Annotated in this window: 17 protein-coding genes and 1 pseudogene; 8 read left to right on the top strand and 10 right to left on the bottom strand. The window is 55.2% G+C overall.

The genetic code is table 11. The features are described 5' to 3' along the window. Positions 1–29 precede the first annotated feature (29 nt). From ACA060_RS26995 to ACA060_RS26980, 4 genes and pseudogenes are all read left to right on the top strand, one after another. Positions 30–251 carry a hypothetical protein gene (locus ACA060_RS26995; protein WP_010466937.1) on the top strand — a complete coding sequence of 74 codons (222 nt, stop codon included), beginning with the start codon at positions 30–32 and terminating at the stop codon, positions 249–251. Between the two features lie 56 nt (positions 252–307). Further along, positions 308–640, top strand: coding sequence for an MliC family protein (locus tag ACA060_RS26990; protein WP_497314209.1), 333 nt, complete (start codon positions 308–310; stop codon positions 638–640). Positions 641–892: 252 nt separating this feature from the next. Beyond that, a complete protein-coding gene (gene fba / locus ACA060_RS26985; protein WP_109635505.1) occupies positions 893–1,957 on the top strand; it encodes a class II fructose-bisphosphate aldolase in 1,065 nt (354 codons plus the stop codon). A 233-nt stretch (positions 1,958–2,190) separates the two neighbouring features. Beyond that, positions 2,191–2,390 (top strand): annotated as a pseudogene (locus ACA060_RS26980) (class II fructose-bisphosphate aldolase); the annotation flags it as partial. Between the two features lie 145 nt (positions 2,391–2,535). Here the strand turns inward: ACA060_RS26980 and ACA060_RS26975 are convergent. The 5 genes from ACA060_RS26975 to ACA060_RS26955 form a co-directional block, all read right to left on the bottom strand. Then, positions 2,536–3,507: a hypothetical protein gene (locus tag ACA060_RS26975; protein WP_497314207.1), complete on the bottom strand. Its 972-nt coding sequence runs from the start codon at positions 3,505–3,507 to the stop codon at positions 2,536–2,538. Between the two features lie 38 nt (positions 3,508–3,545). Further along, positions 3,546–4,586: a hypothetical protein gene (locus tag ACA060_RS26970; protein ID WP_497314205.1), complete on the bottom strand. Its 1,041-nt coding sequence runs from the start codon at positions 4,584–4,586 to the stop codon at positions 3,546–3,548. 225 nt (positions 4,587–4,811) lie between these two features. Further along, complete coding sequence (locus ACA060_RS26965) at positions 4,812–5,951, bottom strand: hypothetical protein (protein WP_497314203.1); 1,140 nt, start codon at positions 5,949–5,951, stop codon at positions 4,812–4,814. Positions 5,952–6,054: 103 nt separating this feature from the next. Continuing rightward, positions 6,055–7,191, bottom strand: coding sequence for a hypothetical protein (locus ACA060_RS26960; protein ID WP_109635499.1), 1,137 nt, complete (start codon positions 7,189–7,191; stop codon positions 6,055–6,057). Positions 7,192–8,118: 927 nt separating this feature from the next. Further along, positions 8,119–8,787 carry a polysaccharide lyase family 7 protein gene (locus ACA060_RS26955; protein ID WP_497314201.1) on the bottom strand — a complete coding sequence of 223 codons (669 nt, stop codon included), beginning with the start codon at positions 8,785–8,787 and terminating at the stop codon, positions 8,119–8,121. A 323-nt stretch (positions 8,788–9,110) separates the two neighbouring features. Here ACA060_RS26955 and ACA060_RS26950 point away from each other — a divergent pair, with 323 nt between their 5' ends. From ACA060_RS26950 to ACA060_RS26940, 3 genes are read left to right on the top strand one after another with little or no spacing between them, the layout of a single operon-like run. After that, a complete protein-coding gene (locus ACA060_RS26950) occupies positions 9,111–11,234 on the top strand; it encodes a putative bifunctional diguanylate cyclase/phosphodiesterase (protein WP_109635495.1) in 2,124 nt (707 codons plus the stop codon). A 46-nt stretch (positions 11,235–11,280) separates the two neighbouring features. Further along, the gene (locus tag ACA060_RS26945; protein ID WP_109636241.1) at positions 11,281–11,772 is read left to right on the top strand and encodes a M48 metallopeptidase family protein; all 492 of its coding nucleotides are present in this window, start codon (positions 11,281–11,283) and stop codon (positions 11,770–11,772) included. Between the two features lie 13 nt (positions 11,773–11,785). Further along, positions 11,786–12,082, top strand: a complete 297-nt coding sequence (locus ACA060_RS26940; RefSeq protein WP_090178776.1) for a winged helix-turn-helix domain-containing protein — start codon at positions 11,786–11,788, stop codon at positions 12,080–12,082. A 97-nt stretch (positions 12,083–12,179) separates the two neighbouring features. Here the strand turns inward: ACA060_RS26940 and ACA060_RS26935 are convergent, their stop codons facing one another. Further along, positions 12,180–12,632, bottom strand: a complete 453-nt coding sequence (locus ACA060_RS26935; RefSeq protein WP_497314199.1) for a GNAT family N-acetyltransferase — start codon at positions 12,630–12,632, stop codon at positions 12,180–12,182. Between the two features lie 257 nt (positions 12,633–12,889). Here ACA060_RS26935 and ACA060_RS26930 point away from each other — a divergent pair, with 257 nt between their 5' ends. Next, a complete protein-coding gene (locus ACA060_RS26930) occupies positions 12,890–13,627 on the top strand; it encodes a substrate-binding periplasmic protein (RefSeq protein WP_109635492.1) in 738 nt (245 codons plus the stop codon). A gap of 122 nt (positions 13,628–13,749) precedes the next feature. On the opposite strand, the gene yccS is transcribed toward ACA060_RS26930, so the two are convergent. The 4 genes from yccS to mdtD all read right to left on the bottom strand — a co-directional run bounded on the left by yccS (position 13,750) and on the right by mdtD (position 20,550). Then, complete coding sequence (gene yccS, locus ACA060_RS26925) at positions 13,750–15,933, bottom strand: YccS family putative transporter (protein ID WP_497314197.1); 2,184 nt, start codon at positions 15,931–15,933, stop codon at positions 13,750–13,752. A gap of 286 nt (positions 15,934–16,219) precedes the next feature. Next, positions 16,220–17,398: a BaiN/RdsA family NAD(P)/FAD-dependent oxidoreductase gene (locus tag ACA060_RS26920; protein WP_497314195.1), complete on the bottom strand. Its 1,179-nt coding sequence runs from the start codon at positions 17,396–17,398 to the stop codon at positions 16,220–16,222. 149 nt (positions 17,399–17,547) lie between these two features. Then, complete coding sequence (dbpA, locus tag ACA060_RS26915) at positions 17,548–18,885, bottom strand: ATP-dependent RNA helicase DbpA (RefSeq protein ID WP_497318362.1); 1,338 nt, start codon at positions 18,883–18,885, stop codon at positions 17,548–17,550. Positions 18,886–19,122: 237 nt separating this feature from the next. Further along, positions 19,123–20,550, bottom strand: coding sequence for a multidrug transporter subunit MdtD (gene mdtD / locus ACA060_RS26910; RefSeq protein ID WP_497314193.1), 1,428 nt, complete (start codon positions 20,548–20,550; stop codon positions 19,123–19,125). Positions 20,551–20,665 lie beyond the last annotated feature (115 nt).

Here is a 20,665-nt window from a genome sequence, read left to right as displayed (position 1 = left end):
TCCATTTGACTACGCAAAGGAGTGTTCCCATGGTCAAGCCGTTAGCGCTTTTGATCGCTGCGGGTATGCTGGTGGCTTGCGGGAGTAACCCGAAAGCCAAGCCGGAACCTGCGCCGCAGTCGGTGGAAAAAGGCTGCTACCAGGCCGACTGGCAAGCGGAAACCAACCCGGTGATCAACAAGCGCTCCGGACCCGATGGCCTGGAGAAATACGAGACCCAGACCCCGGCCAAGGAACATGGTTGCCCTTGACGGGTCAGACACTTTACTCAGGGCTGGCGGCGTGCGCCGTCAGTCGAGGAACATGGATGAAAGGTTTTATCGCCGTTACGGCGTTGGCATTGCTGGCCGGTTGCTCGAATTTCAACCTGTTCACGCCTGCCGAATCGACGGACAACTGGACCACCTGGACCTGCGACAGCCAGGCCAAAGTGCTCTGGCGCTACAGCGACGACAGCCGCAAGGAAGTCGACGTGCGCCTCGGCGGGGCCGATCAGGTCTACCGCTTGAAGCTTGAGCCGGGTGCCGAAGGTTCGCTGTACAGCAACGACATGCTGGCGTTTCACGTAAAAGGTGAGGAAGGCCTGGTTTACTGGGTCGCCACCAATGATTTGATTGGCCGCGGTTGTAAAGCGCAGTAATTGAAGGCTTGTGCGAAACCTGTAGGAGCGAAGCTTGCTCGCGAAGACGTCATCACATTCAACACATGTGTTGCCAGTAAAACCGCTTTCGCGAGCAAGCTTCGCTCCTACGGGAACTCGATGGCTTATAGAGATTTTGGCAAGACCGAATTCGCAGCCCGGGCCAACCCCCGATCTGCAATAACTTGAATAGCCGCCGCCGCTCCGGCAGGCTGGCACGATTAACGACCCAAACCGGGAGAGACACACATAATGGCACTTATCAGCATGCGCCAGATGCTGGACCACGCAGCCGAGTTCGGCTACGGCGTTCCAGCCTTCAACGTCAACAACCTTGAGCAGATGCGCGCCATCATGGAAGCCGCTGACAAGACTGACTCCCCGGTGATCGTCCAGGCCTCGGCCGGTGCTCGCAAATACGCCGGCGCACCGTTCCTGCGTCACCTGATCCTGGCCGCCATCGAAGAATTCCCGCACATCCCGGTGTGCATGCACCAGGACCACGGCACCAGCCCTGACGTCTGCCAGCGTTCCATCCAACTGGGCTTCAGCTCGGTAATGATGGACGGTTCCCTGGGCGAAGACGGCAAGACCCCGACCGACTACGACTACAACGTGCGCGTCACCCAACAAACCGTGGCCATGGCTCACGCCTGCGGCGTTTCGGTAGAAGGCGAGCTGGGCTGCCTGGGTTCGCTGGAAACCGGCATGGCCGGTGAAGAAGACGGCATCGGCGCCGAAGGCGTTCTGGATCACAGCCAAATGCTGACCGACCCGGAAGAAGCCGCTGACTTCGTCAAACGCACCCAGGTCGACGCCCTGGCCATCGCCATCGGCACCAGCCACGGCGCGTACAAGTTCACCAAGCCGCCTACCGGCGACGTGCTGGCCATCGACCGCATCAAGGAAATCCACAAACGCATCCCGAACACCCACCTGGTGATGCATGGTTCGTCTTCGGTGCCACAAGACTGGCTGGCGATCATCAACCAGTACGGCGGCGACATCAAAGAAACCTACGGCGTACCGGTTGAAGAAATCGTCGAAGGCATCAAGCACGGCGTGCGTAAGGTCAATATCGATACTGACCTGCGTCTGGCTTCTACTGGTGCGATGCGTCGGTTGATGGCGACTAACCCTAGCGAGTTTGATCCGCGTAAATTCTTCGGCGCGACTGTTACTGCCATGCGCGATGTGTGTATTGCACGTTATGAGGCGTTTGGTACGGCGGGTAATGCTTCGAAGATCAAGCCGATCTCGTTGGAAGGGATGTATCAGCGGTATTTGAAGGGTGAGTTGAACGCTAAGGTTAATTAATCCTTAAGTGTTTGAACCGCATAAAAACCCGCCGAGAGGCGGGTTTAATGAGATGGTCACCTGACCGAGAAGCCCTGCAGGTTTACGCTTGCAGGGCTTTTCTCGTTTTCGGCGGACGTCTCGCAAGGCGTTTTCGCAATTCTCGTAGACACTGCTTCGAGTCGGGTGTTTCGGGAGTGCAGCCCAAGGTGTTGGTGCCTCTGATTAGCGCTGCGAACTTCATCGGTCAGCTCGACATCAAAGAAACCTACGGTGTCCCGGTTGAAGAGATTTTCGAAGTCCTCAAGCATAGCGTGCGTAAGGTCAATATCAACTGACCTGCGTTTGGCATCTACCGGTGCAAAACCCGAAAAAATTCGATCCACTCGAATTCTTCGGCGTGTCCGTTAGTGCGATGCGTGACGTGAGTATCCCTCGTTACGAAGCTTTCGGCGCTGGGGTAGCGCTTCGAAGACCTAGCAGATCTCATTGGACGCGACGGGTAAAGCAACGGTCTTGTGTGCAGGCTACGCCTGCAATGATAGGAAAGTGGTAAAACTGGTTGGGTAAAGGGGCGATCAATATGATCGCCCCTCTATTTAACCGCGGAGCCATTCCCGGAAGAGAGTATCTGTATATGCATGAAATGCAGGAGCGTGCATTAAGAAACTACTTGCACTTTCTTTCGGGTCTTCATTTGAAAATACAACAGCAATGAATGAGTCAAAAGAAGTGAGTATTTTATTGGCCTCATCAACGTATTGTTTTTTTATAGTTGGGATAGATTCGTATTCTTTTATATCATTGATTTCATTAACGCAGGCTTTGATTTGGCGATCAATATCATCGGCGCGTAGTTCGCGATTATTAAGTTGGCCAATGATATTGCTACGAGCGGATATCATATTTTCTAAGCGGACTTGTTCTTGGTACAATTTTAATGCACTTGCCGCAATAGTCAATCCTTGGTCGATTAACTTCTTTTTGAAATCGGCTGGTTTGTCCAGAACATCCTGGGCTGTCTTGATCACTTGGTTCAATATAGGCGCTAGTTTATCTAATGTACTCTGATTTTGAATCGCGTCAATTGATACGTCAAGTTCATATCTTGCCGTTAGAAGTTGATCATAGTGAGGCGTAGATTTATCTTTTATAGCAACGTCTTGTAAGTTTTTAAGTGTCAGTCTTAACTCGTCCAATCTATATTGGTTGCTTGTGTAGCTCATTGTATCAAGGTTATATATCTTCTTCTGAAGAGTGTTGCGTAATGCAAGAAAATCTTTTTTTCTCTGCTCAATAATGGTTTTAAGATCGTTTTTATATTCTGGAGCTAAGCCATAATCATTCAGTACATTTTGGATGTCATCCGAATTCATTAAATCAATGCTGCTGCGTACGATGTCATTGACGCTCTGGTCTACACCTGTTTGATATTTTGCAACGGCTAGGAGATCACTCTTTAATGTTTCGTTTGCAATATTGCTAAGCTTTATGTTTGCATAGTAGCTGATATAGTCTCGGCAGTCTTTTGTTGCCAGAAGATTCGGTTTTACAAGGTTGACAATGCTCATTCTTAAAATTCTCAATCGGGGGGTGGGGAAGAAACTTATTACTGAATTCTAAACGCTTCTTGTAGCGCCGAAGAGTTTTGCTCAATAGTACGCCAATCACCTAACATCTCCTCCATTCTGTTAACAAATTGGCCTAACAGTTTGTAGTTCGTGAATTGATCGGATGAGTGAGAAACAAGTTTTTCGGTCGCTGTCCAATGACTTTGAAGTTGAATGACAGCGGTGATGGCAGGCGTGACTACGTCATATAACGAAATCATGCTGGTGTGGAGAATTTGAAGAAAACCCTTAAATTTTTTGTCTTGGCTGAGTAGGGCGATATTATCTTCTATCTGTTTGGCAAGCTCCCTCACTGTAGGGTCATCTGAGATGCTTTTCTTGCCGTGGGCCCATTCGTACAACATTTGAGGTTTATGTGTTGTATCATCTTGCGAGTATTTTTTGAGCCCGGCAGCGGCTGTCTTATCATCTTTGAGTTTTAGGAGTCGGGTTGTTAAATCTGAAATTTCTTCGTCCAACTTGTCAGGGTTTGAACTGGTTATCATTGACCCGACCCATGGTTTAATTGTTTCGCTGATCGTTCTTTGAAAAGTTCTAAGTTCGTTTAGTATGGTGACGCTACGGCCTCGTTTTTCTGCAATTGAATTTTTTATATAGCCCACTGTTTTATCTAATCCGCGGATGTTTTCTTGATCGCCGTTATCCAGGGATATACTAGGAAATTGATCAAGCTGGTCAGGTGTCAAGTCTGCAATTTTGTGCGTCTTATAGCCGTCCATGGCTTTAATAATATTGACGGCTTCATCCCCGTATTCGCGAAGGTCTTTTGCAAAACCCACTAGAAGAGCCGCAACCTCAATCATGTTTGATTGAACACTCTCCCAAGAATTAGCGTGTGTGTTGATTATACAAAAGTTTGCCGTTATGTCTTTTAACCATTCTGGTTTTGCGTCCTTGTACTTGGCTTGCACTCCGGCTTCTGTTGTAGGAATAGCCTTGCCGCTCCTGGCATAGCGTTCAATGACAAATACATCATTTTCGGTTGCTACGGGAATAGGATAGTTCTCGCTGTATGCCATGATAAGTTTCCTTTAATAGGTTGGTGTTTTGAACGCTGTATGGGGAATTACAAAGGTTTGTGTGTGGGTTTTGAAATAGTCCTATTGAACAATACGAAAGTTGATCTGCTCAAAAGTCAACTCGGCTGTTGGTGTCGGCAAACGACGCCAGTAGCGGTTTGTCTTTTTTTTTGCTGTCGTTAAGAATTAATAGCGGAATATTCTATAAAGCAGTGATGGAAGGATCTATTGGTAAACTCGTTCTAGTAGTTCATTTAAAGTTCGTAGGTTTTTATCGGTTTCTTGCCAAGTCTTCAGTGCTGACTTCAGGGATTTCACAACACTCTGCAGATCCGAGTACTGCGTCACTTGTGTAACCCTAGCATTAATACGGTCCAGTTCTACAGCTGTATTCGTCCAGAGGGTCCGAACTTGTCCGACGCCTTTATTGGCATCGGTCAAAGGCTTGTCAAACAATTTCAGCCAGTCATGCATGCTTTCTAACTGTCGGAATAAGACTTGTCCTTTTTTCGTTTGCGTTATTAATGCAATTACCGGGGCTCTACTGTCAACGGGCAAGTCGTTAAGTGTATCGTCGTATTCTTTTACATGATTAGGGTGCAACTGTGCGGTCACGGCAGCTTCAATGTTTTCTACCTGCTGACCGGAAGCCTCCTTTATCACCTTTAGCACTAGGCCAAGTATAATGCTCATGTAGGTGTTGAAAAATACTCGTTGGTATTGTTCCATCGGTATGAAATTCAATTTTTCGGCCATCTCTGTCGCTGTATCCAAGTTCACATAGCTATCATTACCTGTTTGAACAATGTTCATTAGAGATGTTTTAAATGACATGATGCTTGCGCCAATATCTTTGCTGCCTTTCTCCAGTTCTTCGAGGTGGGGTTTTGTACTGTCGATATTAAGCTTAATATCTGAGAGCCTGGCAAGATCTTCATTGCATAAAGGGCAATAAGATGAAGACGGATTTTCCAGTGATGCATCAATTTGTTGTTGAAGAGTACGGGAGTAATCAATGTATCCTGACAGGTTTTCGATCGTGTCCACTATTGAAAGAACCTGTGTCTCGAAGATTTGGTAGTTTTGTGACGCTGTTGAACAATAACTTTTTAAGTCGGTTTCTATAATTGGCCACTCTTTTGCGTGCTTCACAACCTTATTGATAAAGCGGACTATGCCGTCGCTGTAAAGAGTGGTAGTTTCTTCATAGTTTATAGGCGTTCTCTCATCTCCCCAAAAATCATTCATTTGTTCAAGGTTTGCGCTGAGTCCACTCGCCCGCCAGACGTATTTTTTAATATACGCAATCTCGTCGGGGGTAAGAATGGGAGCGGGAGTGATGAGGTTCACTGGTTGATCGGACATTATGAAGTTCCTTCTCTTGGCTAATGATAGGTTAGCTATCCTGAATTTCTTGTGCTTGAATAAATAATATTTTCAATATTGTTTAGGTGATTGCACGTGTACTTTAATAAGCGATGTCGCAAAAATATTCACTGGTCAAGATATGTCCAACGGAAAGTCCCTTATTCGGTGTAAATCGGTCGCCGCTCATTGCTGTAAAATTGGTAGTTTCGCTACCTGATGATATGGTACGTTCTCCCGAAGTTTCGTTACTGCCGGTAGGATATGTTGTGCTGCGCATGACGGTATATTTTCCGAAGTCGTTTTTTATTTTTGTTAATTTTTCATCAAGTTCTGCGATTGTTAAATTGAGTTTTTTTTGCATAGGCACACCCCAGCGGCTTAAACAAGTTTCAGCGTAATGGCGGATTATTTCACCTGGTTCCGGGAGTACTTTATCTCCGTGTGCACCGGTAACTGACGCATTACCTACCAACGTCGCATGGCGCCCGGCCATTGGATAAATGTAGATCTCGGTGTATGCACACGTTTTCGGAACGACGCAGTCAAATCCCCTTGATCGTTCGTCCCTAGCATAGAAGGCTACATATTTTTTGACGTTGCTACCGATTTCTACCTTTTTATCTTTTGAATATAAAAGTCCCGGAACGGGATCAATAGCAAGTATGTTTACTGGTATATCCCGAAGTTCGCTATCGTTAAGCATGTCGTTGGCCAGCATATGACAACTGATTCCGCCACGGCTCCAGCCAACAAGATTGACTTGAGTAGGAATTATTCCGTCTCTGCGGAATGTTTTGATAATTTGTTCTTGCAGTTGTTGTTGTGTGACATGGCGACTACCATAGTCGTACTTTCGCCAGAACCAGCAACCTTCGGTTGTGACTTCGTTTATTGGGATACCTGCATTCTGAAGTTGTTGGTAGTTTTCTTGAGTTAAAGTTTCTCGCTGCCAGTCGAATTTACCCTTCATAATATGCGTTGCATGTTTTACATTTTCCTCCCACCCCGCACCAAATAATGTTCCATTCCACTTATAATAACCGGCCGGTTTTGTAAAAAGTTCATCATCTTGCAAGTTGCCACTTCCTGGACCGTTGATCACGATCCACTCGGCAAATTCCTTGCCCAGATTGTTTTGAGCAAGCGTAGAGATTAGCTCCCCGTTCCAGTAATTTGCATTGTTGTTATCAAATTTGCTGGAGCTGGTGCCGCAGAAGTAGACGGTTAAAGTTGTCATGTTTTTCTCGAATAGTTTTTAGTTGTGTGAGGAGTAGTTAATCAGGCGGTGGAATAAAGCGAAACTGTAAGAAGTAACAGTTTTTTAGACGCTTTAGTTATGTTTGGTGCTTTTTTTATTGCGGTTCGCGACATCCCGGGCGAAGTTGTCGCATTAGAGAAAGGTTTCCATTTTTAGAAAATAAAATATGGGGCAGCCTGAAGGCATTTATTTAGCGGCTAAACGACGGACAAGACGGGGTGATCAGTGGCGAAGTGATACACAGGGTAAAGTGGCGGGGCGGTAGGTGATTAAACTTGGAAAATTCTTAACTATAAGAAAGAATTTTCCATCGTTTGTTGCGAAACAAATTGGATGGCAACTATCCGTTGGTTCGCAGACCGAGCGGTCAAGACCCGGTAAACCCTAAAGGTTCCCGCGCATAGGCGCCATAAAAGATGAGTACGGGCAAATGCTGCCCGTTTCGTATTTTGACGGTTTTTGTGGTTCTAACTCGGTAGGGTTGCGAAGCCCTATCGCCGACTGCTGTCAGCGACGGGGCGATCTATAAGCGGCGACTTTGATAGCTGGAACCCCGGGGTGTAGGACCGTTGCGCGGTCCCTGTGGCGAGGGAGCCTGCTCCCGTTCGGCGGCGCATCCGGCGCAATTGGGGCGGTACGGTGGATCTGGGGAATGGGGTGGCAGGGTGTGCGGATGCTTCGCCGTCCTGCGGGAGCAAGCTCCCTCGCCACGGTCGGAGGCGTCCTACGAGTTTTTCGGACGCTCAGATGATTGGTTTGTAGCAGCTGTCGAGCCTGCGTCCGGTGGCAATCCGGGCAACCGCTTTCTCCTGAAAAAACGCGTCAGGTGGTTTTACGACTGCTTTGCAGTCGGACGCAGCTTCGCGCTGCTCGGCAGGCTGCTACAGGGATTGCGGGCTGCGAGGTTTACTTATCGTGATCAATATCCAGCTTGCTGAACGTCACTTTCCCGCCTTCGCTGGTGTACCCGGTGTGGTCTTGCACATAGACCCCGGCCTTGAAATACAGCGGCTTATCGCGCCATGTCGCGCTAATGTCGGTGTCCCACTGATAACCCGCCGCACTGATACCCAGTGCACCGCCCGGGCTCAGGTGGATGAGGTAGGAAAACTCCCGGTCAAGCTTCACCCCGGTGGCGATGGTGATGACCCGACCTTCGTCGTCATCCGGGCGCATGCGTACCTTGGCGACGATGTTGCCCGACTGTGTGCTGGTCTTGTACTGATACTCGAGCTTCACCATGGGTTTCTGGCTTTCATAGGCGTGGATCTGGCCGATGACGATTTTGCCTGTGCTCGGTACCTGGTTGACCGCGAGGGTGGCGCGCAGGGAGTTGTCGGCGTCCGGGTAGAGCCAGTTTTTCAGGGTGCCGTTGCTGTAGGTTTCGCGAAGTTCGGTGCGGGGGTATTTTGCATTTTCAGTTTTGGAGCCGGTGACCGGTGACCAGAAAAACAGGGTGCCGGTGTCGGAGTGGAAGTATTGATCCTTGAAGCCGTTCACCAGTTTTGGCGTGTCGACAGTGTACGGCGGATTGCCGACAGGAACGCTGAGGTTCCAGGTTGCGAGATCGATCATAGACAAAAGCTTCCACGAATTTTTTACTGCACGCGCGTGCCAGAAGCTCTGGCACGCGCCTTGGGGGCAGTCCTTATAAGCGCAGAAGTTCAATTTGTTAATGCGTAAATGACAAACGGATGGCGTCAAAATCCTGTTAAAAGGCCATCTTTCCCGGTTTCAGGGGGCTGTAGAAGCGACCGTTAGTCGGCAAATGTACGTGATGGTTAAATGATGGCGCATTGGCTGCTTCTGCTTTTGCGGATCCCGGTCTAGAGTGAAGGCTCAGTATTTGTCCGGTTTTCACGAGAAACCGGCCTGACGCCCCGAACAAGAGAAGCAGCATGGAATGCGCGCCCCCCACGCCAGCTGAAGGCAACTCGATCCTTTTAATCGTCGATGACTACCCTGAAAATCTGATCAGCATGCGCGCGTTGCTCCAGCGCCAGGATTGGCAGGTTATTACCGCGGCTTCCGGTTTTGAGGCCCTCAGTCTTTTACTCGAACACGATGTCGACCTGGTGCTGCTGGATGTGCAGATGCCGGGCATGGACGGTTTTGAAGTGGCGCGCCTGATGCGCGGCAGCCAGCGAACCCGTCTTACGCCGATTATTTTCCTGACCGCCAACGAACAGTCCCAGGACGCCGTGATCAAGGGCTATGCCAGTGGCGCGGTGGATTACCTGTTCAAGCCGTTCGACCCGCAAATTCTCAAGCCAAAAGTCCAGGCGTTGCTCGAGCATCAGCGCAATCGCCGTGCGTTGCAGCGCCTGAGCCACGATCTGGAGGTCGCGCGCGCGTTTAATGCCTCGGTGCTGGACAATGCCGCCGAAGGCATCCTGGTGGTCGGTGAGGACGGTCTGATCCGCTTTGCCAACCCGGCAATGTCGCGCTTGCTCAATGCAACGGTGAAGGACCTGCAAGACCGGGAGTTTCTGGATTTCCTGCAAAAACCGCATATCCCGGTCTGGGCGGATTCTGATCTTTACACCGGTTACAAACGTGGCGAAACACTGCGCCTGCACGACGCGCTGCTGCGAACGGCGCCCGGCCAGCAAGTGCCGGTGGCGCTGTCTTGCGCGCCTTTGCCCAGCGAGCAGCATGCGATGGTGGTGACGGTGCTGGACATGTCGGTGGTGCGCCATCTGCATCAGCAATTGGAATTCCAGGCGGTGACGGATCCGCTGACCGGGCTGCTCAACCGTCGCGGTTTTTACCAGACGGTTGAAAATCTGCTGCTGCGCGGCGAACGGTCCGATAGTGCTTGGGTGCTGTTGTATCTGGACCTCGACGGCTTCAAACGCGTCAACGATTCCCTCGGTCACGATGCCGGCGACCGAGTGCTGCGCTGGGTGTCAGAGCAATTGAAAGCCTGTCTGCGGCCCTTCGACATTCTGGCGCGCATGGGCGGCGACGAGTTCACGGCGCTGCTGGATCTGGAGTTCCCGGAGCAAGCGGCGAAGATTGCGGAGAAGCTCATCGAGCGGGTGTCGATCTGTCAGCAGATTGATGGCCTGGATATCGCGTTGGGCGCCAGCATCGGCATCGCCACTTACCCGGATTGCGGTTCAAATCTTGATGGCTTGCTGCGTGCATCGGACATCGCCATGTACGAAGCGAAACGTGCCGGCCGCCAGCAATACCGTTTCTACGACCACGACATGAACGGTCGGGCACGCTCGCGATTGATGCTCGAAGAAAGCGTGCGCGCCGCCATTGAGAACCGTGATTTCAACCTTGTGTATCAGCCGCAGGTGGCCATTGGCAGCGGGCAGATTCGTGGCTTTGAAGCGTTGCTGCGCTGGCAACACCCGAGTGTCGGCGATGTACCGCCGGGGCTGTTTTTGCCATTGCTGGAAGAGGCGCGGCTGATCAGTCGTCTGGGCAGCTGGATTTATCATCGCGGGGCTGGCCAGCGCAAAGCCTGGGAAACCTTGTTCGCCGAGGATCTGGTGTTGGGCGTCAGCTTGAGCAGCACTCAGTTCGGCATGCCCAATCTGGTCACTGAATTGCGCCAGGTGCTGGAGCGTCACGGTTTGCAGCCCCGTCATCTGGAAGTCGAAGTGACGGAAGAAGCGTTGATGCAAAACCCCGAAGAAACCCGCAAGACGTTGCGCCTGCTACGCAATCTCGGGGTGCGGGTGGCGCTGGATGATTTCGGTTCCGGGCCGTGCTCACTGGCGCATCTGCGCGACCTGGAGCTGGACACGCTCAAGCTTGATCGGCATCTGATCGCTCGATTGCCGGCGTCCGAACGGGATGCGGCGCTGGTACGCAATGTGATCGATCTGTGCAAGCAATACGGCATGCTGGTGATTGCCGAAGGGGTGGAAACCATTGCGCAATATGAGTGGCTGCAAGCCAATGGTTGCCAGTACGTGCAAGGTTTTCTGGTGGGGCGGCCGATGATGGCCGAAGACGCTGGCGACTTTGTGGAGCCGTTTGACTGGAGCGCGCTGACCGGCTGAATTCGCTACACTGGCGACCTTTTCCGTGATTGTGTTGCCGCCCCTGATGACCGCGTTGAAATACCTCCAGGCCTATCCCGCTGCTTTGCAAGACCAGGTGCGCCAGTTGATCGTCGAAGATCGGCTGGGCGACTACCTGAGCCAGCGCTACCCGGAAAAACACGCAGTGCAGAGTGACAAGGCGCTGTACACCTACGCGCTGGATCTCAAACAGGAATACCTGCGCAATGCGCCGGCCATCGACAAGGTGCTATTCGACAACCGCCTCGACCTGACCCACCGCGCCCTCGGTTTGCACACGACGATCTCGCGGGTGCAGGGCGGCAAGCTCAAGTCCAAGAAAGAAATCCGCGTGGCCTCGTTGTTCAAGGAAGCGCCCTCCGAGTTTCTGAAAATGATCGTTGTGCATGAGCTGGCGCACTTTAAGGAATCGGATCACAACAAGGCGTTCTACAAGCTCTGCGAACACATGTTGCCGGGGTATCACCAGGTGGAGTTTGATCTGCGGGTGTACTTGACGTGGCGGGATATGCAGTAAAGGGAGTGACTGGATGGATGTAAGCAAAACCAAAAGCAGCTTCTATCGCCGGTTGTACGTGGCGTACCTGATCGATAGCGGGTTGGCGAGCAGTGTCCCGGCGCTGACCGAAGTGACCGGCATGCCCCGGCGCACGGCGCAGGATACGATTGCGGCGTTGGCGGACCTGGACATCATTTGCGAGTTCGAGCAGGAAGAGGGTGCGCGCAATCATGCGGGACGCTATCGGATTCGCGAGTGGGGGGCGATTGATCGGGGGTGGATAGAGCGCAATTTGCGGCAGATCAAAGCGGTGTTGGAGTACCCGTGATTTTGTGGCGTTGCAGCTGACGTCTTCGCGGGCAAGCCTCGCTCCTACAGGTGCGGTGAAATCCCTGTAGGAGCGAGGCTTGCCCGCTAAGAGGCCCTCAAGGGCGACGCATCCCGATATGCGGAATGTCATCCTCCAGAAACTCCTCGCCCGACACCACAAACCCGTATCGCCCGTAATACCCCTGCAAATGCGATTGCGCCGAGAGATAGATCGGCACTTCAGGCCAGCGCTTTTCGGCTTGCCTCAGCGCCTGGGCCATCAACTCATGCCCAAGCCCGGTGCCACGGGCGCCAGGTGCAATGATCACCCGCCCGATCACCACGTCGCCGCCCTGGGTTTCTGGGTCGAGCAAGCGTAGATAGGCCACCAGCCGATCCCCGTCCCACGCCATCAAATGGCAGGTGTCACCTTCCAGATCCTGGCCATCGACATCCTGGTAAGCGCATTTCTGTTCGACGACGAATACTTCCGCGCGCAACTGGAGAATGGCGTACAGCTGCTCCTTCCCCAGATCGCTGTGGTGTTTGCAGACCCAATCGATTGTCATCTTCACTTTCCTTGAGCAACGTCGTTCCGATACTAAGCGTCCCGGTGATAGATGTCTTTATGGCGGAGAAATCTGTGACAAAGGCCAAAATGCCACCATTCATTTCGCGCGGGGTTGTCTTCTTTGTGTAATCTGCGATGAAGCGCTGTGCAGTGGCTCCAATGAGCTAATGTTGAGTACCTGGCTGGTCGGTACATGAGTCTTGGAGTTTTGGCTGAAAAACACGCCGGGCAACGCGCCCGCTAAGGATTTCTGGCATGCCGCGATTGCATCAAGCTTGTGCTTTGATCGTGCTGCTGTTGCTGACACAGAGCGCGGCAGCAGAAAAGCTGCGTCTGGTCGCGGACGCCTGGCCGCCGTTTACCGACGCCACGCTGGTCAATGGCGGCCTGGCCACGGACATTGTCAGCACCGCGCTGGCCCGGGCCGGTTACGCCAGTGATTTCGAACAAGTGCCTTGGGCGCGAGCGTTGCTCGGGGTGGGCGAGGGCCGGTACGACGTGCTGGTCAACGCCTGGTACACCGATGAACGCACCAAACTGGGCCAGTTCTCCGGCGAATACCTGATCAACCGCGTGCGCTTTCTCAAGCGCAAGGACGCGCCCATCGAGTTCAACAACCTGCAGCAACTGCACACCTATCCGATTGCGGTGGTGCGCGGGTATGCCTATTCATCGGAATTCGACGAAGACGTGTCGCTGCAGAAAGTCCCTGTGCATAACTTCGCCATGGCCGTGCGCATGGTCGCGGCGGATAGGGTCAAGTTGACGCTTGAAGATGAATACGTCGCCCGTTATTACCTGGCTCGGGAATCATCCAAGGTGCGCAATTCAGTGGAGTTCCTGCCCAAACCGCTGAGCGAGAACAGCCTGCACATATTGGTCAGCCTGAAGAATCCGCAGCATGAACAGATCGTCGCCAGTTTCGACCGTGAGATTGCGGAGATGAAGGCTGATGGGAGTTATGAACGGTTGATGAAGCAGCATGGGATGTAGAGCCAAAGATTTGTGGTGCGGCTGATGGCCCCTTCGCGAGCAAGCCCGCTCCCACAAGGGAACGCATTCCAAATGTGGGAGCGGGCTTGCCCGCGAAGAGGCCCGCCCAGTCACCACAGATCTCAGGCTTCGCTGGTGTCCTTGATCAGATGCGCCGCCAACGTGCGCAACGGCCCCAACTGCCGGCAAATCAACGCCAGTTGCGTCTGCACCAGCCGCTGCCCTTCATCGATCTCATCCGGCATTTGCTCAAGCGTATTGGCCAGCGCCTCTTCCGCATCGCTTTGAATCGCAATCGGCTGTTTGCTTGCCAGCCCTTGGGCGATCTCGTCGATGCTGGCCGCCAGGCTCACGCCCGCGCCATCGATCAAATGCTCGCGAACATCCGCCGGTAACTGGGTTTCACGGTGCGCACCCAAGCCCGACAAGTAGCTGAGCAAGGTGTGCGACAACACCAGGAAACGAAACCCGACATCCGCTTCCTTACGGAAATGCCCCGGTTCCATGAGCATGTTGGCCAGCGTCGTCGACAGTGCCGCGTCAGCGTTGTGCGCGTTGCGTCGGGCCAGGCGATAGGCCAGGTCGTCGCTTTTGCCGGCGGCGTATTGCTGCATGATCTGGCGCAGGTAAATGCTGTTGCAGGTCAGGGTATTGGCCAGCACCTTGTTCAGGCGTCGGCCCTGCCAGTCCGGCAGGAACAGGAACACCGCCAGCCCGGCGATCAGGCTGCCGAGCAAGGTATCGAACAGCCGCGGGAGGAACAGTCCGTAGCCGTCGCCCACCTGGTTGAAGCAGAACAGCACCATTAGGGTGATCGCGGCCGTGGCCAGGGTGTAGCGGGTGGTGCGGTTGATAAAGAACACCACCCCGGCAGCAATCGCGAAGCACGACTGGACCAGCGGATTGGGGAACAGGTCGAACAACGCCCACGCCACCGTCAGACCAATTGCGGTGCCAATGATCCGCTGGCCGAGTTTGCGCCGAGTGGCGCCGTAGTTCGGCTGGCAGACGAAGAGCGTGGTGAGGATGATCCAGTAACCCTGCGACGGGTGAATCAAATGCACCATGCCGTAACCGATGCTCAGCGCCAGGGGCAGACGCAGTGCATGACGGAACAGCAGAGAGGTCGGCGTCAGCTGCGTGCGCAAGCGAATCCACACATCCTTGAGGTTGCGCGGCGAGCGGTCGAGTAGGCTGCTGTCGGTGGCGTCGGCGAGGGCGTCGGGGTTGCTGGCGTCACTGAGCAAGCGGTCGAGAGTGCCGAGGTTGGCGGCCAAGGCCCGCAATGAACGCAGCAGACCGCGCCAGGCCGGATTGCTCTGGATGCGCAGGTGCTCGATGGAAGCGTGCAGGTCGCTTAACGCTTCGGCGAAGCTGGCGTCGTAGATGAATGGCTGGCGCATCTGGATCGATTCCGCCAGCGCCCGGCAGGCTTTGCCTTGCTGGCGCAGCAGGCGCTGACAGCGGAACAGCACGTCGCTGTGGAAGAACGCCTCGGCCAGCGCGTTGTAAGGGTAGTGCGAAGAGCTGGCGCGCTCGTGGATGTCCTGGGCGAGGAAATACAGCTTGAGGTAGCGGCTGACCTTCGAGCCCGGCCGACCATTGCCGACCCGGTGCAGGATGATTTCCTTGGCCGCATTGAGTGCTGCCACCACGCGTCCGTTTTGCTGGGCCAGTTCCAGACGGCGCGCTTCCACGTCCATCTGCCGGATCGGCTCGAACAGCGACGCTTTGAGTTTCAGGTAATAACCCAACTCACGGAACAAGCGCGCCAGGCTCTGCTGCACCGGCTGGTTGGAAAACATCGCCTGCCACAGCACCGAGAGCAAGCCGTACCAGGCTGCACCGGCCACCAGCAGCACCGGTTCGTGCCAGAAATCGGTGACCGCGCCGCCGCGTTGGTCGACGCCGATCATGGTGTACACCGACAGAATCAACGTCGCCGAGGCAATCGCGCCATAGCGCTCGCCGAGGGCGCCGAGCATGGTCAGGCAGAAGGCGGCGAGGGCGAAGGCGATGATGAAAAAGACGGGATAAGGGAACAGTAGCTCGACCGATAACGCGGCGACCAGAAAACACACCAGCGTCACGGCCAGCGCGTTGAGGCGGCCCTGCCAACTGTCGTCGGTCTCGGCCAGGGCGCTGGCGATGATCCCCAGGAACAACGGGATCAACAGCCCCATTTCATCCTGATACCAACAGACGGCCATGCTGCCGGTCAGGGCGATGAATACCCGCACGCTGTAGCTGAATTTATCCAGCGCCCAGAGACGGCGCAGAGACTGACGAAATGAGGTCGATGACATGAAGTGCGAAGGCCTTCCGAGGCAATGCCGCTAAATTGAGCCAGTAATGACGCCGACGCAATGGCGCCGATCACATCTGACAGCAAAATCTGTTCCTTCCTGGTGGAGGTGTCAGGTCTGAATTGACCCTGTGGCGAGGGGATTTATCCCCGCCGGGCTGCGAAGCGGCCCCAAATCGGCAAACGCGTTACGTCAGGTAGACCTTGCTTGCAAATTTACGACTGCTTCGCAGCCGAACGGGGATAAATCCCCTCGCCACAAAAGCCCAATACCATATTGATGCGGGTCAGACAAATTGCGCGGCGGCGTAACCCGAGGCCCAGGCCCACTGGAAGTTGAAGCCGCCCAGGTGGCCGGTGACATCGAGCACTTCGCCGATGAAGTACAGGCCAGGGCTTTTCAGCGATTCCATGGTCTTGGACGACACTTCATGAGTATCAACGCCACCCAGCGTCACTTCGGCAGTGCGGTAGCCTTCAGTCCCGGCAGGAACCACTTTCCAGCCCGCCAGTTTTTCGGCGATGTCGGCGATTTCCGCGTGGGTGTACTGCTTCATCGGCTTGGAAACGAACCAGTTGTCCGCCAGCAGGTTGGCCATCTTCTTGGTGAAGATTTCACCGAGCAGGGTTTTCAACTCGCTGTTCGGGCGTTCTGCTTGCTGTTGTTGCAGCCAGGTCGGCACGTCGTGGTCTGGCATCAGGTTGATCTCAACCGTATCGCCGGATTCCCAGAACGAGGAAATTTGCAAAATCGCCGGACCGCTGAGGCCGCGGTGGGTGAACAGGATGTTCTCGCGAAAGCTCTGATCGTTGCAGCTCACCAGGCAATCCACCGAGGTGCCGGACAGCTCGGTGCACAGTTCCTTGAGCTGATCGGTGATGGTGAACGGCACCAGGCCAGCGCGGGTTGGCAGCAAGTCGTGGCCGAATTGCTTGGCCACTTGATAACCGAAACCGGTGGCGCCCAGGGTCGGAATCGACAGACCTCCGGTGGCGATCACCAAGGATTCACAGGTGATCTGGCCCAGCGTGGTGTCCAGCAAATAACCGCTTTCGAGCTTCTCGATGGTCTGGATCGACGTGTCCAGGTGCAGGCTGACGCCAACCTGATCGCACTCGTTGAGCAGCATCTCGAGGATGTCGCTGGATTTGTTATCGCAGAACAGCTGGCCGAGTTTCTTCTCGTGGTACGGCACGCCGTGCTTGGCGACCATGCCGATGAAATCCCACTGGGTATAGCGCGCCAGTGCGGATTTGCAGAAGTGTTCGTTCTGCGAGAGAAAATTGCCAGGTTCGGTGTACATGTTGGTGAAATTGCAGCGGCCACCGCCCGACATCAGGATTTTCTTGCCGGCCTTGTTCGCATGGTCGAGCAACATCACCTTGCGCCCACGCCCGGCGGCGGTCAGTGCGCACATCAACCCTGCGGCGCCAGCGCCAATGATCACGACTTCGGTAGAGCGCAAAACGGTGTCCTCACACAAATCTCAGGGTTTACCCCGATCCCTGTAGGAGCGAGGCTTGCCCGCGAAGAACGATAACGCGGTGAATCAGATACACCGAGTGTTCGTTCTTCGCGGGCAAGCCTCGCTCCTACAGGGGGGGCGCGGCGTTCTTAGAGGATGCGAACGCGCAGCGAACGGCCTTTGATCTTGCCGTCGTTCAGGCGCTGCAAGGCTTGCTTGGCGATCCCGCGTTCCACGGCCACATAGGCCTGGAAGTCGAAAATCGCGATCTTGCCGACCTGAGCGCCCGGAATACCGGCATCGCCCGTCAGTGCGCCAAGAATGTCGCCCGGACGAACCTTGTCTTTACGGCCAGCGCCAATGACCAGCGTGCTCATCACCGGCAGCAGCGGTGCGCCGCCCTGGGATTTGAGGTTGTCCAGCTGATCCCAGCTCAACGGCGACTTCTGCAATTGCTCGATGGCTTGGGCGCGGTGCGCTTCGGACGGCGCGACCAGGCTGATCGCGATGCCTTTCTCGCCAGCGCGACCGGTACGGCCGACACGGTGAATGTGGATTTCCGAGTCACGGGCCAGTTCGACGTTGATCACCATGTCCAGCGCATCGATGTCCAGGCCGCGAGCGGCGACGTCGGTAGCGACGAGTACCGAAGTGCTGCGGTTGGCGAACATGGCGAGCACCTGGTCACGGTCACGCTGCTCCAGATCGCCGTGCAGGCCGACGGCGGAGATGCCTTTGGAGGTCAGATGATCAACGGTTTCCTGAACCTGCTGCTTGGTAAAGCAGAAGGCGACACAGGACGCCGGACGATGATGCGCGAGGACTTTGACCACGGCGTCCATGCGCTCTTCCGGGGAAATCTCGTAGAAACGCTGTTCGATCTGCGTGTCGTCGTGGAACGCTTCGGCTTTCACGATCTGCGGGTTACGCATGAACTTCGCCGCCAATTGCTTGATGCCCGTCGGGTAGGTGGCGGAGAACAGCAGGGTCTGACGACGTTCAGGGCTCTGGGCGATGATTTCTTCGATGGAATCGTAGAAGCCCATGTCGAGCATGCGGTCGGCTTCATCGAGGATCAGGGTATTGAGGCCATGGAGAATCAACGAGCCCTTGCGCAGGTGCTGCTGAATGCGGCCCGGGGTGCCGACGATGATGTGCGCGCCGTGCTCCAGCGAGCCGATCTGCGGGCCGAAAGCCACGCCGCCGCACAGGGTCAGGACCTTGATGTTGTCTTCGGCGCGGGCCAGGCGACGGATTTCCTTGGCAACCTGGTCGGCCAGTTCGCGCGTCGGGCAAATGACCAGCGCCTGGCAACCGAAGAAGCGCGGATTGATCGGGTTCAACAGGCCGACACCGAAGGCGGCAGTCTTGCCGCTACCGGTCTTGGCTTGGGCGATCAGGTCCATCCCCTTGAGGATCACCGGCAAGCTTTGCGCCTGGATCGGCGTCATCTCGGCATAACCCAAAGAGTCGAGGTTAGCCAGCATGGCGGCGGACAGCGGCAAAGTATTAAAAGCGGTGGCGATGGTGGTCACGGGACTGGCCTGCAAAACAAAATGTCGCGCAGTGTATCAGTCCCGCGCTCTCCACCTGCAAATTCTGGACGAATAGTCGTAGCAGCTGCCGAGGCACGAGGCTGCGTTGGGCTGCGAAGCGGCCCTCGAGGACCCCGGGCGGTCCTGCGGACACGCAACGCAGCCTCGTGCCTCGGCAGCTGCTACAGGTCAGTGCTCTATATCGTGCTCGCGGCTGACTGTCCGTCGGCCATCCTTTGGTGAAAGCTGTGAGAAGATCGTCGCGGCCAGCATCGCCATGATCCCGACCGTTACAAAGGTCAGCTGGAACGCACCCAGCACCGTGTCCACACCGTCGTTGCCGATCTCCGCGGTGAAGCCGCCGAGCAAGGCGCCGGCGCAGGCAACACCGAGGCTCAGGGATAATTGCGCGACCACCGACAGCAGGCTGTTGCCGCTGCTGGCGCTGGCGTCGTCGAGGTCGATCAGGGTTACGGTGTTCATGGCGGTGAACTGCAAGGAGTTGATCGCCCCCAGAATCGACAGCATCACCAATAGCAGCCAGTACGGCGTCTGCTCGCTGACCAGGCCCATGCTCGCCAGCATCAGCCCCAGCGCCAGGGTGTTGCCGGTGAGCACAATGCGATAGCCCAGACGCTCGATCAGCGGCCGCGCCACCGACTTGGCGACCATCGCCGCAGCGGCCAGCGGCAACATGCTCATCCCGGCCTGGGACGGCGAATAACCCAGCGCCACTTGCAGCAGCAACGGCACAAGGAACGGCAGGGCGCCGCTGCCCAGGCGGGCGAACAGATTGCCGAGGATGCCCACGGCAAACGTCCGGGTCTTGAACAGCGACGGCGCGAACAGCGGATTATCGATGTGCCCGGCGCGCAGCCAATACGCCGCCAGACACGCCATGCCGCCGAACAGCAGCAACATCACGCGCAGGTGCGGCAGGTGCAGTTCGCCGAGGCCTTCCATGGCGATGGTGATCAGCACCATCGCTGCGCCAAACAGCAAGAAGCCGAGGCTGTCGAAGCGGGTGCGTTCGCTGCCACGCAGGTCGGGGATGAACCTCCATACGGCGTAGCAACCGACGGCGCCCACCGGCAAGTTGATCAGGAAGATCCAGTGCCAGGTCAGGTATTCGACCATCCAGCCGCCCATGGTCGGGCCGATCAACGGGCCGAGCAGGCCGGGAATGGTGATGAAGCCCATGATCCGCACCAGTTCCGAGCGCGGATAGGCGCGCAGCACCACCAATCGCCCGACCGGCAGCATCAGTGCACCGCCCAGGCCCTGGATCACCCGGGCGCCGATCAGCATGCTCAGGGTGCTCGACAACGCACAGAGCAATGAGCCGAGACTGAACAGCAGGATCGCGCCGAAGAAGATTTTCTTGGTGCCGAAGCGGTCGGCGATCCAGCCCGAGGCGGGGATTAGCAGTGCGACGGTGAGCATGTAGGCAATGATCACGCCCTGCATGCGCAGCGGATCTTCGGCCAGGTCGCGGGCCATGGCGGGCAGGGCGGTGTTGAGGATGGTCCCGTCGAGGGATTGCATGAAGAAAGCAATGGCGACGACCCACGGCACCCAGCGGGCGGTGACAGCGTCGAGAGGCGGGCGGTTGGGCATGGGACCTCTTGTGAGTCGAAGTTACTGCAAAGTCATGGCGGGACTGACTCTGTGGTGAGGGGATTTATCCCCGTTCGGCTGCGCAGCAGTCGTAAATCCGGCTGATGCGGTCTGT

The sequence above is a fragment of the Pseudomonas sp. LBUM1671 genome (assembly GCF_059695685.1).
The sequence above is the reverse complement of the archived record's forward strand: the minus strand, read 5'-3'. Positions and strand labels throughout refer to the sequence as shown.